The 13879-nt window shown below is 33.2% G+C and carries 15 protein-coding genes; 12 read left to right on the forward strand and 3 right to left on the reverse strand.

From position 1 onward, the window contains the following. Nucleotides 1-10 precede the first annotated feature (10 nt). From MHM83_RS05025 to MHM83_RS05075, 12 genes are all read left to right on the forward strand, one after another. Nucleotides 11-583: a DUF3347 domain-containing protein gene (locus MHM83_RS05025; protein WP_159612787.1), complete on the forward strand. Its 573-nt coding sequence runs from the start codon at nt 11-13 to the stop codon at nt 581-583. Between the two features lie 387 nt (nt 584-970). Continuing rightward, nucleotides 971-1105 carry a hypothetical protein gene (locus MHM83_RS16155; protein WP_255724774.1) on the forward strand — a complete coding sequence of 45 codons (135 nt, stop codon included), beginning with the start codon at nt 971-973 and terminating at the stop codon, nt 1103-1105. A 13-nt stretch (nt 1106-1118) separates the two neighbouring features. Then, nucleotides 1119-1676: a potassium channel family protein gene (locus MHM83_RS05030; protein ID WP_239178649.1), complete on the forward strand. Its 558-nt coding sequence runs from the start codon at nt 1119-1121 to the stop codon at nt 1674-1676. Between the two features lie 77 nt (nt 1677-1753). Then, nucleotides 1754-2179 (forward strand): nuclear transport factor 2 family protein, encoded by a 426-nt coding sequence (locus MHM83_RS05035; RefSeq protein WP_370641903.1) that lies wholly within the window; start codon nt 1754-1756, stop codon nt 2177-2179. Between the two features lie 6 nt (nt 2180-2185). Further along, complete coding sequence (locus MHM83_RS05040; protein ID WP_159612781.1) at nt 2186-2773, forward strand: DUF2911 domain-containing protein; 588 nt, start codon at nt 2186-2188, stop codon at nt 2771-2773. A 1-nt stretch (nt 2774) separates the two neighbouring features. Further along, nucleotides 2775-3485, forward strand: a complete 711-nt coding sequence (locus tag MHM83_RS05045) for a PepSY domain-containing protein (RefSeq protein WP_159612779.1) — start codon at nt 2775-2777, stop codon at nt 3483-3485. A 4-nt stretch (nt 3486-3489) separates the two neighbouring features. After that, on the forward strand, nt 3490-5283 hold the full coding sequence (locus tag MHM83_RS05050) for an efflux RND transporter periplasmic adaptor subunit (RefSeq protein WP_159612777.1): 1794 nt from the start codon (nt 3490-3492) through the stop codon (nt 5281-5283). A gap of 257 nt (nt 5284-5540) precedes the next feature. Further along, a complete protein-coding gene (locus MHM83_RS05055; protein WP_159612773.1) occupies nt 5541-6107 on the forward strand; it encodes an AraC family transcriptional regulator in 567 nt (188 codons plus the stop codon). A 106-nt stretch (nt 6108-6213) separates the two neighbouring features. Next, the gene (locus MHM83_RS05060) at nt 6214-8472 is read left to right on the forward strand and encodes a heavy metal translocating P-type ATPase (protein ID WP_159612771.1); all 2259 of its coding nucleotides are present in this window, start codon (nt 6214-6216) and stop codon (nt 8470-8472) included. 23 nt (nt 8473-8495) lie between these two features. After that, nucleotides 8496-8708: a heavy-metal-associated domain-containing protein gene (locus MHM83_RS05065; RefSeq protein WP_159612769.1), complete on the forward strand. Its 213-nt coding sequence runs from the start codon at nt 8496-8498 to the stop codon at nt 8706-8708. Between the two features lie 15 nt (nt 8709-8723). Then, on the forward strand, nt 8724-9524 hold the full coding sequence (locus tag MHM83_RS05070) for a zinc-dependent peptidase (RefSeq protein ID WP_159612767.1): 801 nt from the start codon (nt 8724-8726) through the stop codon (nt 9522-9524). A gap of 196 nt (nt 9525-9720) precedes the next feature. Further along, on the forward strand, nt 9721-10815 hold the full coding sequence (locus MHM83_RS05075) for an alpha/beta hydrolase family protein (protein WP_159612765.1): 1095 nt from the start codon (nt 9721-9723) through the stop codon (nt 10813-10815). Nucleotides 10816-10918: 103 nt separating this feature from the next. Here MHM83_RS05075 and MHM83_RS05080 read toward each other — a convergent pair whose 3' ends face one another. The 3 genes from MHM83_RS05080 to MHM83_RS05090 are packed head-to-tail and all read right to left on the reverse strand — an operon-like array spanning nt 10919 to nt 13822. Then, the gene (locus tag MHM83_RS05080) at nt 10919-11371 is read right to left on the reverse strand and encodes a Fur family transcriptional regulator (RefSeq protein WP_159612763.1); all 453 of its coding nucleotides are present in this window, start codon (nt 11369-11371) and stop codon (nt 10919-10921) included. Nucleotides 11372-11387: 16 nt separating this feature from the next. Continuing rightward, nucleotides 11388-13391, reverse strand: coding sequence for a heavy metal translocating P-type ATPase (locus MHM83_RS05085; protein WP_159612924.1), 2004 nt, complete (start codon nt 13389-13391; stop codon nt 11388-11390). Nucleotides 13392-13405: 14 nt separating this feature from the next. Further along, the gene (locus tag MHM83_RS05090) at nt 13406-13822 is read right to left on the reverse strand and encodes a Fur family transcriptional regulator (RefSeq protein ID WP_159612761.1); all 417 of its coding nucleotides are present in this window, start codon (nt 13820-13822) and stop codon (nt 13406-13408) included. Nucleotides 13823-13879 lie beyond the last annotated feature (57 nt).

Genomic DNA, 13879 nt, shown 5'->3' on the forward strand with positions numbered 1-13879 from the left:
AATTAAAAAGATGAAAAATTTAAAAATGAGTATAGCAATAATGCTATTGATGACAGTTTCTTTAACCAATGCACAACATAATCATGACCATGGTAAGAAGGAAAAAAAGAGTGAGCACAATGATGGAATGAAGCACAGTAAAATGATGAATAAGAAAAGTGATATAAAATTTGAAGCGATTTTAAGTGATTATTTCAACTTAAAGGATGCATTGGTAGCTGATGATTCTAAAAAAGCAGCTACAGTAGGCTCTAAATTAGCATTATCATTAAAAGCATTTAATAAGTCAAATTATACTTCAGCTGAACAAAAAGAGTTGACAGATATCATTGAAGATGCTATAGAACACGCGGAGCATATTTCAAAAAGTGAAATAGGTCATCAAAGAGAACATTTTAAGACATTAAGTAAAGACATAACAGATATGGTTGCTATAGCTGGTACCAAGAATACGCTTTACCAGCAGTTTTGCCCAATGTATGATAAGGGCAGCGCTTGGTTAAGTACAAAACAAGAGGTGAGAAATCCGTATTACGGAAGTCGAATGCTAAAATGTGGTAAAGTACAAAAGACTATTCAATAGAAACTCTATAGGAGCCATTCTATCATACTGGTTTGTTAGTTAACAGTAGATAGGAAGGTATTAGACTTCGGAATAGCAAAAGTCCTGTCTCGGGAAGGAATACAATGTATAGTTAGAGTTAGTTCCTTCCCGTACGGGCACAAAGTAATTGAAAATAAAGTTGATTTGACTAATAGAAGCCTGTATAAGAAAGTAGAGTAATACTTGTCTTCTTTGTTGGGTGAAATACAAACTTTTGAAAAGGAGGAATTTTTTGAAAAGTACTTGATTTTGAGAGAAGAATTTGTTTTTGATTGATAGATAAATTCCGACTCTCATTTTCAAGTACGATTTAAAAGTAAAATAATAATTCGTAAAACAACTATTTGATTTAAATAAAGTAGAACTATGAAAGATTGTTGCAAAGACGGATGCCATCAAAAAGCAGAAAAATCTATTGTTAAAAAATGGTTCAACTATTTAATCTATGTAATACTGTTAATAATAATTGGTGGTGCATTAGTACTTCAATTATTTGATTAAAAGATTAATAAAAGTGAATAAGGAAGATATGGCAAAAACACCTGAAAGTACTAGTTTTTATGAGCAGCTCTTTAAAAAAGTATTGTTCACCACAAGCATAGTCACTGTATTGTCATTAAGTTATGGACTATGGGTCAATGAAAATCCTGATAGCTTGTTTCTACAACTTTTAATTGTTGGATTGGCTTTACTCAAAACCATTGTTATTATTAGACTCACTTTTCTACAGTTAAGTATGATAATAGGAGAAAGTCATCAACTTACACATATTTTAACATTATTTACTGTATTAATTGTTTTGATTATTTTTTCTTTTTCAGCTGATTATCAAGCCTTGTACGTGCTAAATTCTGAAAGCTTTAAATCTGCCACATCGTTTAATGACTCCTTTTTTATGCAATTTTTTGAGTTTATGTATTTCAGTTTGATCACATTTTCATCAGTTGGTTTTGGTGATATCGTACCTGTTTCTGTTTCAGGAAAAATAATTGTAATACTAGAAATCCTATTGAGCTTTTTTGTTTTGGTTTTTGGTATTGCCAATATTAATAGAATACACATATATAAATAACTCATTTAATAATTATAATTATGAAAGCACTTAAATTAATGACTACCATGATATTATGTTTTACAGTTGTAAGCGTCATGAATGGGCAAGAAGTAAAAAATCAAACCGATGTAGATGCCGTTATTTCGGTAATGAAAGTTTATAAAGATGCACTACAAAACCTTACCACCGAAGGAACATTCGAATTGTTTACAAAAGATTCTAAAATTTATGAATCTGGAGGAGTAGAAGGAACTTACAGTCACTACATCGAACATCATTTAGGGCCAGAATTAGGCCACTTTAAAAGTTTTACATTTTCAGATTATGAGATTGATGTGAAAGTAGATGTACCCTATGCATTTACTACAGAAACTTATATCTATACTATTGTCTTAAATCCAGATGATAAGGGTATTTCTCGAACTATTAAGAAAAAAGGGGTAGCAACTTCCATTTTAAAGAAAATGGATGATGAATGGAAAATAATTAAAACACATTCTTCTTCAAGAAATAAAAAATAAAACCAGATGAGACCATGTATTCTTTTTATCCTATTATTCTGCACGTTTCTTTTTGTGTCTTGTAAGCAAGAAACAAAAGAAACCGAAACAATTCTAAAGCAACCAAAAACTGAAACTTCATCGAAGTCATTAAAAAAAGTATTAAGTCCGCATACTTCAACTATGACCATGGTCGGTGATGCACATATTCATATAGATTATTCATCGCCTGGAGTTAGGGGACGAATCATTTTTGGTGGATTAGTTGGTTACGATAATGTTTGGCAAGCAGGTGCACATATGGCTACTTGGCTACAAACTAGTAAAGATTTAACCATTGATGGAAAAGAACTTCCTGCAGGTAAATATGGATTTTTTACAATTCCTTCAAAAGAAGATTGGACTATAATGATTAATAAAAATTGGAATCAGCATGGAAAAGATGATTACAATGAAAAAGATGATGTAATAAGGTTTAAAGTAACACCAATTATTTCAGATAAAATTATGGAGCATTTAGAATATAAAATAAATAAGTTAAGTGAAACAGAAGGGACTATTTCTCTTGCTTGGGAAAAGGTAATAATTAACATTCCTTTTAAATTAAATCAATAAGATGGTAAATAGACATACAGCATTAAAAATAAGAAAGGCGCATCGTTATTTGGGTGTTTTTTTAGGTATTCAATTTTTAATGTGGACTATTAGTGGGATGTATTTTAGTTGGACGGATATTGATGAGATTCACGGCGATCAATTCAAAAAAGAAAATCCCGAGAAAACTGCATTTATGGATTTATTGGGGAGTTCTCAATTAGCCGTTAAAGACCCTATTAAGTCTCTAGAACTTCTTGAAATAGCAAATACACCTTACTATTGGATAAATGAAACAACACTTTACAATGCCCTTACGGGAATAAAAAAAGAGGGGCTAACAGAGCAAGAAGCAATTAAAGTGGCGGAACGCTATATGTTATCGGATTTAAAATTAGACAAAATACAGAGAATTGAAACTGTAAGCGATCACCACGAATACAGAGGAAGGCCTTTGCCAGCCTATGAGATTTCATACAAGACCGATGAAAATCTTAAGGCTTATGTAGCTGTCGAAAATGGAGATTTTCAAACAGTTAGGCATCGTAGTTGGCGCTGGTTCGATTTTTTATGGATGACGCACACGATGGATTATCAAGGACGAGATAATTTTAATACAATAGTTTTAAGAGCTTTTTCACTTTTAGGATTAATAACAGTACTCAGCGGATTTTTACTGTGGTACATAAGTTCGCCTACTATTAGAAAAATAAATAAGAAAACAAAAAAATAATATTATGAATAAAAACATTATTTACATAAGTATTGCAGTGATTGTTGGTCTGCTAGGCGGCTATATAATATTCGGTGGAAGTTCTGCTGATACTGTAACAAGCACAACTAAAGATAATCACGATCATTCAAAGGAAATTGCATCTAATCAAATGTGGACCTGTTCGATGCATCCACAAATAATGCAGGCTGAACCAGGTGATTGTCCTATATGCGGAATGGATTTAATACCTGCTGAGGCCGGAGCAGATGGATTATCAGCTGATCAGTTTAAAATGACCGAAAACGCATTAGCACTTGCTAATATACAAACAAGTATAGTGGGATCGGGAACTAGTGAAAAAGCAACTCTTAAACTATCTGGGAAAATTAGAGAAAATGAAGAGTCAAATGCAGTTCAAGTAACTTATTTTTCTGGAAGGATTGAAAAACTTTATGTAAATTCTACAGGTGAGAGAGTAGGTAAAGGGAGGCCTTTAGCTACCATATATTCCCCAGAACTTGTATCCGCTCAGCAAGAACTTTTAACCGCTGCTTCACTCAAAAAATCTCAGCCAGAATTGTATTTAGCGGTTCGTAACAAACTTAAATTATGGAAACTTTCAGAAAAACAAATTAATTCTATTGAAGAAGCAGGAAAGGTGCAGGAATACTTTCCAGTATATGCTACGGTTTCAGGAACGGTTACCCATAAAATGGTAGAAGAAGGCGATTATGTAAAACTTGGTCAACCTTTGTATAAAATAGCAAACTTAAATACGGTTTGGGCGGAGTTTGATGCTTACGAACACCAAATAGCTTCATTAAAAGAGGGGCAGGAGATTAAGATTACGACCAATGCTTACCCTAATCAAGAGTTTGATGCTAAAATTTCTTTTATAGACCCACTTCTTAATTCAACTACAAGAACAATAGTTATACGTGCAGTGCTCAATAATAAAAAAGACAAATTTAAACCAGGAATGTTTGTAGAAGGAAAGGTTGGTGGAATTCAGTCAGATATTGATGAAATCATTAGCGTGCCTGCTAGTGCTGTTATGTGGACTGGAGAACGTTCAGTAGTTTATCTAAAGACAAAACCCGATGAGCCTGTTTTCGAAATGAGAGAAGTAAAACTTGGAACTGCAACAGGTGAAACCTACTTTATATTAGAAGGGCTTGAGAGTGGAGATGAAATAGTTACAAATGGAACATTTACGGTTGATGCTGCCGCTCAGTTGAAAGGAAAAAAATCCATGATGAACACTAAAGGAGGTAAAACAATGACAGGGCATGAAGGACATCTTGGGATGCAAAAAGAGAGCTCGGATGATAATGTAAATCATTCAGAGATGAACCAGAGAATTGAAGTTTCCAATAACTTTCAAAATCAATTAAGAGAGGTTTTTAATGTCTATATTCAATTGAAAGAGGCTCTTGTCAATGACAATGCTATAGAAGCACAAACTATTGCGAAAAAAGTAAATCAAAGTTTAGCAAAGGTAGACATGAAACTATTATCTAATGAAAAAGCCCACAACCATTGGATGACGATTCAAAAAGAATTGAAAAGTTCTGCAAGCGCAATTGAAAAAGATTCGGATATAGCAGTACAAAGAGGGCATTTTAAACATCTTTCTGCTCATATAACAAGTAGTATAAAACTCTTTGGTATTAACCAAAAAGTATATAATGAGTTTTGCCCTATGGCAGATAACAATAAAGGAGCCTATTGGTTAAGTCTAGAAGAAGACATTAGGAATCCGTATTACGGACAAGTAATGCTAAAATGCGGTGAAGTAAGGGAGATTATAGAATAATTAGCCTTACCGAGTAAGCTTGTATAATTATATAGTCTCAAGAACAATGTATGTAAAGGCAAGAAGAAATAGGATAAGAGAAAATAGAAAAAATAGAAGAAAAGCTCAAAGGAATAAGGATTTATATAAAAATAATATTACCAGAAAAGATAAAATTATTGGTATACTAGCCATCGTTGCGATATTTATTATTGCTGCTATAGCCGCATATTACTATTCCCTTTCAAAAGCTGGGCTGAAGCTATTTTAAACAAAAAATGAGTTATATTATTCATATAAAAAATATGGTATGTCCAAGATGTATATCCTCTATATCACAGATTTTACATGGATTGAATCTACCATACAAAAATATAAAGTTAGGCGAAGTAGAATTGAGTTTACCACTTAGAGAAGAGAAAATAGATACATTGTCTATTGAACTTAAAAAAGAAGGATTTAGTTTGATAAATAACAGAAAGAGTCAGCTAATCGAAAGCATGAAAAACCTTGTAGTTAATACTATTCACTATTCTAATGATGAAAGTGATATTGTTTGGGTAAATTTGGTTAGCGATAAACTAAAATTAGATTATAAATATTTAAGTTCCTTATTCTCATCGGTAGAAAGTATCACGTTTGAGCAGTATATTATCCACCAAAAGATTGAACGAGTTAAAGAACTCATAGTCTATGATGAGTTAACCCTAAGCGAAATAGCTTTTAAATTGCATTACAGTAGTGTTGCCTATTTAAGCAATCAGTTTAAAAAAGTAACAGGAATGACACCTACGCAATTTAAAAAGAGTACTATACAAAACAGAAAATCGTTAGATGACATTTAGTTGTAAAAATAAAAACAAGTAAATTTTACAAATCATTCAGCAAATAACACAACGTATTAAAATCCTTTAATCTGGATATTTGTAATGCACAAATTAAAAATAGATTATGGAGATTTCTAACGTTTTTAAAGCTAAAGAAAAAAGCTTTAAACAAAATGTGAAAAATTCATTCCCAGTTATAGGAATGACATGCGCATCGTGTGCAGCTAGCGTTGAATCTGTACTGAAACATACAGAAGGTGTATTGGATGCTAATGTAAACTTTGCAAATAGTTCTGTTCTTGTGGAATATGAAAAGGAGTTAAACCCTAATCAATTTCAAAAAGTACTTCGCGAAGTGGGGTATGATATGATTATTGATGTCGATAACCCTTCTGAAATACAAGAGGAACTTCAACAAAAACAGTATCAAGATATAAAGAATCGCACTATTTGGTCTGTCATTTTTACACTTCCCATCTTTATATTAGGAATGTTCTTTATGAGTTGGGAACCTAGTAAGTGGATCTCTTTGGTAATGACTATTCCCGTTCTTTTTTGGTTTGGACGTAGTTTTTTTATTAATGCATTCAAACAGGCTAAATATGGTAACGCAAATATGGATACTTTAGTCGCCTTGAGTACGGGAATTGCTTTCATTTTTAGTGTATTTAATACTTTTTTTTCTGAGTACTGGTTAAAACGTGGTGTTGAACCTCATGTATATTATGAAGCAGCTTCGGTAATTATAACCTTTATTTCTTTAGGTAAACTGTTGGAAGAAAAGGCAAAATCAAATACATCCTCTGCTATAAAAAAGTTGATGGGATTGCAGCCAAAAACATTGATAATTATTGAAAATGAAGAGGAAAAAGAAATTCCTATTTCCTCAGTTCAAGTAGGTCAAATAATTTTAGTTCGTCCTGGAGATAAGATCCCTGTAGACGGTCAAGTATTTAAAGGGAGTTCTTATGTAAATGAAAGTATGATTACAGGAGAACCCATACCTGTAGAAAAAATAAAGGGTGATAAAGTATATGCAGGCACAGTAAATCAAAAAGGAAGTTTTCAATTTATTGCTAAAAAAGTAGGTGGAGAAACCTTACTATCTCAAATCATTAAAATGGTTCAAGAGGCTCAAGGAAGTAAAGCACCTGTTCAGAAACTGGTCGATAAAATTGCTAGTGTTTTTGTTCCTATTGTATTGGGTATATCTATTATTACGTTTATTGTTTGGATGTTTGTTGGTGGCGAAAATGCATTTTCTCAAGCCTTATTAACCTCCGTGGCAGTGTTGGTTATTGCCTGTCCCTGTGCTTTAGGTTTGGCGACACCTACTGCCATTATGGTAGGAATTGGTAAAGGTGCCGAAAACAATATTCTTATAAAAGATGCTGAAAGTTTAGAACTCGGTTATAAAGTAAATACAGTCATTTTAGATAAAACTGGGACAATTACAGAAGGAAAACCTTTAGTGACGGATATATTTTGGAACGATAAACTCAAAAATAACGACAAATACAAGCAAGTACTTTTAGCAATAGAAGCACAATCCGAACATCCTTTGGCAGAAGCAGTAGTTAAACATTTAAAAAATGAAAATATTGAAAAAGTTGAAGTTGTGTCTTTTGAAAGTATTACAGGAAAAGGAGTAAAAGCTGAAACAGAAAACGGTTCAAAATATCATGTAGGAAACGTTAAGCTAATGCATGATAAGAATATTCAAATCGACAGTTTTTTAAAGCAAACAGCAGAAGGTCTAGAAGAACAGGCAAAAACGGTTATTTTCTTTGGTAATGAAGAACAAGTTTTAGCGATACTCGCCATTGCAGATAAAATAAAGGAAACTTCAAAAAGGGCTATAGAAACACTTAAAGAAAACGGTGTTGAGGTTTATATGCTTACAGGTGATAACAAAAAAACGGCATTTGCTGTTGCGAAACAAGTAGGAATTACCAATTACCAAGGTGGTGTAATGCCTTCTGAAAAAGCCGCTTTTGTTGAGAAATTACAAGCAGATGGAAAAATAGTAGCTATGGTAGGTGACGGTATCAACGATTCCCACGCTTTAGCACAGGCCAATGTAAGTATAGCAATGGGAAAAGGATCTGATATTGCAATGGACGTTGCAAAAATGACCTTGATAACTTCCAATTTGCAATCCATTCCCAAAGCGTTGGAACTGTCAAAGAGAACCGTTTTGGGCATACGCCAGAATCTATTTTGGGCATTTATTTACAATCTCATTGGTATTCCAATTGCAGCAGGCGTTTTGTATCCCGTAAATGGATTTTTATTGGACCCAATGATAGCAGGAATGGCAATGGCTTTAAGTAGTGTATCTGTTGTTCTAAATAGCTTAAGGCTTAAACGCGTAAAACTTTAATAATAAATACAAATTCAAAAATTATGAAAACTTTAAAATTTAAAACAAATATCAATTGTGGTGGTTGTGTATCAAAGGTGACTCCTTTATTGAATAAGCAGGAAGGTGTAGAAAGTTGGGAAGTAGATACGGATAATCCAGATAAAATTTTAACCATTGAAAGCGATAGCGCTATCGAAGAAGATGTAAAAGCTACTTTGCAAAAAGTAGGATTTAAGGCAGAATCTGTAGAGTAACATCCTTAATTTGATATGGGTTACATTATCTTCTTAGGAATCATTCTTCTTTTGGTTGTACACTTTTACAGAAAAGCACAGAGACAAAAGGTGCAACCTTTCCCAAAGCATTGGCACGAATTGTTGTTGGATAATGTGCTCTACTACCGTAATCTTTCAATTGAAAGACAAGTAACTTTTCAGAAGAGAATGATGCAATTTTTAAGCGAAGTATATATAGATGGTGTACAATTTGAATTGCAAGAATTAGACAAAGTTTTAATTGCTGCGAGTGCAGTAATACCTGTTTTTGGCTTTAAAGAATGGCATTACGCCAATTTAAGTGGAATACTATTATATCCAGATAATTTTAATGAGGATATGCAATTTGGAGCTAAGTATAAAACACGAAATATTGGCGGAGTAGTCGGGAATGGACGGTTTGAGAAGCAAATGATTCTGTCTAAAAAAGCATTGTATCATGGTTTTAAAAATACAACCGATAAGAGCAATACTGGTATACATGAATTTATTCATTTAATTGATAAGTTAGACGATAGAACAGATGGTATACCAGAACGATTATTAGAACATCAATACGCAATACCTTGGTTAAATTTAATTCATAAAGAAATGGAAGCGATAAATAGCAATCATTCCGATATTCGAAAATATGGAGGGACTAATCAAGCTGAGTTTTTTGCTGTAGCTTCAGAATATTTTTTTGAGCGTCCTGATTTACTAAAAAAGAAGCATCCTAAACTTTATAAAATGCTTACTTTATGTTTTAACCAAAAATTAATTAAAGAAAGTAAAAGTGAAATGACAAAAGTCTAATAGTTAATATGAATCAAGAAGAAAAGATTTTAAAATCCAAATTAGGCTTACTGGAATTATCCAAAAAATAGAAAGTGTATTTTATGTATTTCTATAAAGCCATTGAAAACAACATATATTGAAGTCATTAGTTATGGTTGACTTTAAAGGATAGTAACAAAATTCAACCGTATTCGTCTTGTTTAAAAACAATTATATGGATATTAAAAAATTGTACTTATCAATCTTTCTAATTTTTTTGATTCCTCTTTTAGGGTGTAAACAAGAAAAAAAATATTTAAATCCAGTTTCTGAAAACGTAATATTTATAAATACTAAAGATAACGTACAATTATATGGAACTTTATCACTACCAAACAAAGAAGGAAGTTTTCCCGTAGCCATTCTAATAAGTGGAAATGGTAAGCATACAAGAGATGCGGCATTCGGAAAGCATAAACCTTTTCTAGATATTTCTAACTATTTAACAAAAAAAGGAATAGCTGTTTTAAGATATGATAAAAGAGGGATTGGACAGTCAACCGGCAATTACGATTCTGCTGATTCTTTTGATTTTGCAGAAGATGTTAACTCAGCAATAAAATATTTATTAACACGAAAAGAAATCAAGAAGAATCAAATTGGATTGATTGGTCACAGTGAAGGAGGGTTAATTGCACCAATTGTAGCTTCTCAAGCATCTAATGTAGCGTTTATAATTTCTTTGGCAGGTCCAAGTTTATCAGGAGATAAAATTCTTTTATCACAACAAAAGGCTATTGCCTTAGCAAAAGGATTAAATAAATCAGAAATAGAAAAATCACAAGCACTAAATCGCAAAGCTTTTGAAATAGTTAGATTATATAAAGACGAAATTGTTTTAAAGGAAAAAATGACTGAATATATAGAGGAGATCTCTTTGAATGATCCAGATAAGCCGAAAAGTATGACATACGAAGAATATGTAGATGTTCAAGTTAATGGAATTTTAAGACCTTGGATGGTAAACTTTCTAAAATATAATCCTCATGAATACATTGAAAAAGTAAAATGTCCTGTTCTTGCATTGAACGGTTCTAAAGATTTGCAAGTACTATCAAGTCAAAATTTATCCGAATGGAAAAGGATTTTAGAAACGTCTGGAAACAAAAACATAACAACAATAGAAATTAAAAACTTGAATCATTTATTCCAAACTTGTGTAACTGGACTTCCTGAAGAATATGAAGAAATTGATGAGTCTTTTTCTGCTGCAGTAATGAAGAAGATGGTTAATTGGATAGAAAAAGGTATTGTAACTAAAAATGAGTAAACGAAGTTAATCGTTAGGTGAATCAAATAGAAAATCTTTGTGTACTTCCTATTTGATTCATGTTTGTAGGTGTTTTTTGTGTAAAATTCTGTTATAAGTTATCCTAAAAACTAGAGCTTTTTAAAACTATTTCTAATTGTTCTTTTTTTTGGCATTTTTTACAAAAACCTTTAATAACCATATTGATTTCGGCTATTTCGTACCCTCTTGGTAAACTTTCTTTTGATATTTGGTTTTCTAAACATTTAGTGGTATTACAATTAATACAGTGCAAATGCATATGTACATCGTTTTCTTTTTTGGAAATGGCGAACTTTATTGTTCCTGTACCATCATCTATTCGATGAACTATGCCTTTTTCCTCAAATTTTTTTACAACTCTATAAAAGGTTGTCCTATTTGCTAATTTTTTTGGAAATCTGTTTTTTAAGAAAGCTGCTCTTATATTTTGTAAACCAACGGCGGTATCTTGTAACATTAAGAATTGAAGAATGCCAATTCTCATTTTAGTAGGTTTAATACCCTTATCTATTAATATTTCGCTGTTCTCATCCATTTTAGTGTAAATATTTTCAACGATTTTCTTTATTCTTTTTATACGCTAACAATCGTAATGCATTAATAACTACAATTAAGGTTGAACCTTCGTGGATAGCTACGGCAATTCCTATACTTGCCCATCCCATAATCGTAGATGGTATAAGTAGGGCTACAATTCCAAGACTTATCCATAAATTTTGCCTTATTATGGATTTGGCGCTTCTACTTAAGCCAATGGCAAAAGGTAGAACCTCCAATTTATCTGCCATTAATGCGATATCAGCAGTTTCCAATGCCACATCACTACCGGCAGCTCCCATGGCAATGCCTACTGTACTGTTCGCCATGGCTGGAGCGTCGTTTACTCCGTCACCAATCATCGCTAACCTCTTTTCTTGCAAAGCCAGTTGCTTTATAGCCTCAACCTTTTCTTCTGGGAGTAAACTTCCCTTGGCTTCGGTTAGCCCAATTTCCTGGGCCACGGCATCCGCTACTTTTTGGTTGTCACCTGTAAGCATTATCATTTTTTTGATGCCTATTTTCTTTAGTTGTACTAAGGTTTCTTTTGCTTTTTCTCTAGGCGTATCCATTAGCCCCAATATGCCTATGAATTCATTTCCAAGTTTTATCAACATTGTTGTCTTTCCTTCTGCTTCCAATGAATGTACTTTTTCAGCCACTTCTTTCGGAACACCATTGTCTATACCATCAAACAGCTCTAGATTACCAATGTAAACGGGTTTGCCTTGATATTCTGCTTTGATGCCTTTACCTTGTATAGATTCTGTATTACTCGCATTGGGGATATTCACATCTGGGGATAATATCGTTTTCCCATCTCTAACTACTGCTTTGGCTAATGGATGGTCGCTCAACTTCTCAACGGCAATAGCTACTTTTAGTAAGTCTTCTTTTTTGATACCGTCAAAACCAATGGCATCGGTCAGTTTTGGTTTCCCTTCGGTGAGAGTCCCCGTTTTATCAAATGCCAAGGCAGTTAAAGAACCTAAATCTTCCAACGGTCTCCCCCCTTTTATCAGAACCCCTCCACGGGCTGCCCTAGCTACACCACTTAGTACTGCCGATGGTGTTGAAATGGCCAATGCACAGGGGCTTGCAGCGACTAAAACTGCTAAGGAACGATATAAGCTTTCGTTCCAAGTTTCATCAAGTACCAGAAAGGCAAAATTAAGTAGGATGACCAGCAGGATTACCGAAGGCACGAAGATTTTTTCGAATTTGTCGGTCAACAATTGCGTAGGCGACTTTTGCTCTTGTGCATTTTGAACCATGGTTACCAATCTGCTTAAGGTAGAGTCCTGTGCTTCTTTAATGACTTTTACTTCTAAAACATTGTTTCCATTTATAGTTCCTGAAAACACCCGGCTTTCTTCGGGGATATTGTTATAGTTCTCATAATTTGTGTCAAGGTTTTCTATAGCCTTTTTATCTACAGGAACGCTCTCTCCCGTAATAGGTGCCTGATTTATGCTACTTGATCCACTAACAATAATACCATCTGCTGAAATTTTACTGTTAGGACGAATAACAATGACATCCCCAATTTTTAAGGTCTCGATGGCTACTTCTTCAGTTTTCTTTCCTTTTTTCAACAATGCAGTTTTAGGGGCTAAATCGGTAAGGGCCGCAATGGATTTTTTTGCTTTTCCCATAGCGTAATTTTCCAAGGCATGTCCCAAACTAAAAAGGAACAACAATAAAGCACCTTCTGCCCATTCTCCTAAATAAGCTGCTCCTGCCGCTGCTACGAGCATTAAAAAATCAATTTCAAACTCACCTTTTGAGATTTTTGTAATGGCTTCTTTTAGGGTAAAATACCCTCCGAAAAAGTAAGCTGAAATATATAATCCAAAAGGAATATTACTTGAAATACTTCCATATTTTTCCAGTAAATATCCTGTGATTAAACAAATACCACTTAAAATTGCAAAATAGAGCTCCGTGTTTTTTCCAAAAACACCACCATGGTCATGATGATGCCCTCCTTCTTTGTGATGTTTTTCGCTTTTATTCATCATATCTCAATGTTTTAATCCATATTACATTTTTCACAAATGCCTTTTACCGTAAGGTTCATATCTTCTGATATATAACCTTTGGGAAGGTTGATTTGTGGGATTTTATAATCTGTCAAGCATACCGTTTCTTGGCATGTGTTGCATCTAAAATGTAGGTGCAGGTCATTATTTTCCTTAGAAGTAGAATGATTTTCACAAATAGCATATTTTATGATACCAGTGCCATCTTCTATCGAATGTACCAATCCAATTTCTTCAAATGTTTTTATAGTCCGATAGAGCGTACTTCGCTCAGAGGTTTTAAAGTCTTTTTCCAGTTCGCCTAAGCTTATGGCATTTTCTCTATTCACCAATAATTTATATACCAATAATCGCATTGCAGTAGGGCGAACCCCTTTATCTTCTAGTATTTTTACAATTTGTTCCATTTTATTAAGTGTTACCAGTAATGATTGATAATACTTAGCATTTTATTTCATTTTGCT

Source organism: Tenacibaculum sp. Mcav3-52 (assembly GCF_022347665.1).
GTDB lineage: Bacteria > Bacteroidota > Bacteroidia > Flavobacteriales > Flavobacteriaceae > Polaribacter > Polaribacter mesophilus.

Excerpts from the sequence above, each read along its gene's own strand:
- MHM83_RS05090 (WP_159612761.1), bottom strand. The coding sequence starts at position 13,822 with ATGGAACAAATTGTAAAAATACTAGAAGATAAAGGGGTTCGCCCTACT.
- MHM83_RS05055 (WP_159612773.1), top strand. The coding sequence starts at position 5,541 with ATGAGTTATATTATTCATATAAAAAATATGGTATGTCCAAGATGTATA.
- MHM83_RS05045 (WP_159612779.1), top strand. The coding sequence starts at position 2,775 with ATGGTAAATAGACATACAGCATTAAAAATAAGAAAGGCGCATCGTTAT.
- MHM83_RS05060 (WP_159612771.1), top strand. The coding sequence starts at position 6,214 with ATGGAGATTTCTAACGTTTTTAAAGCTAAAGAAAAAAGCTTTAAACAA.
- MHM83_RS05035 (WP_370641903.1), top strand. The coding sequence starts at position 1,754 with ATGAATGGGCAAGAAGTAAAAAATCAAACCGATGTAGATGCCGTTATT.
- MHM83_RS05040 (WP_159612781.1), top strand. The coding sequence starts at position 2,186 with ATGAGACCATGTATTCTTTTTATCCTATTATTCTGCACGTTTCTTTTT.
- MHM83_RS16155 (WP_255724774.1), top strand. The coding sequence starts at position 971 with ATGAAAGATTGTTGCAAAGACGGATGCCATCAAAAAGCAGAAAAATCT.
- MHM83_RS05085 (WP_159612924.1), bottom strand. The coding sequence starts at position 13,391 with ATGAATAAAAGCGAAAAACATCACAAAGAAGGAGGGCATCATCATGAC.
- MHM83_RS05025 (WP_159612787.1), top strand. The coding sequence starts at position 11 with ATGAAAAATTTAAAAATGAGTATAGCAATAATGCTATTGATGACAGTT.
- MHM83_RS05050 (WP_159612777.1), top strand. The coding sequence starts at position 3,490 with ATGAATAAAAACATTATTTACATAAGTATTGCAGTGATTGTTGGTCTG.
- MHM83_RS05080 (WP_159612763.1), bottom strand. The coding sequence starts at position 11,371 with ATGGATGAGAACAGCGAAATATTAATAGATAAGGGTATTAAACCTACT.
- MHM83_RS05065 (WP_159612769.1), top strand. The coding sequence starts at position 8,496 with ATGAAAACTTTAAAATTTAAAACAAATATCAATTGTGGTGGTTGTGTA.
- MHM83_RS05070 (WP_159612767.1), top strand. The coding sequence starts at position 8,724 with ATGGGTTACATTATCTTCTTAGGAATCATTCTTCTTTTGGTTGTACAC.
- MHM83_RS05075 (WP_159612765.1), top strand. The coding sequence starts at position 9,721 with ATGGATATTAAAAAATTGTACTTATCAATCTTTCTAATTTTTTTGATT.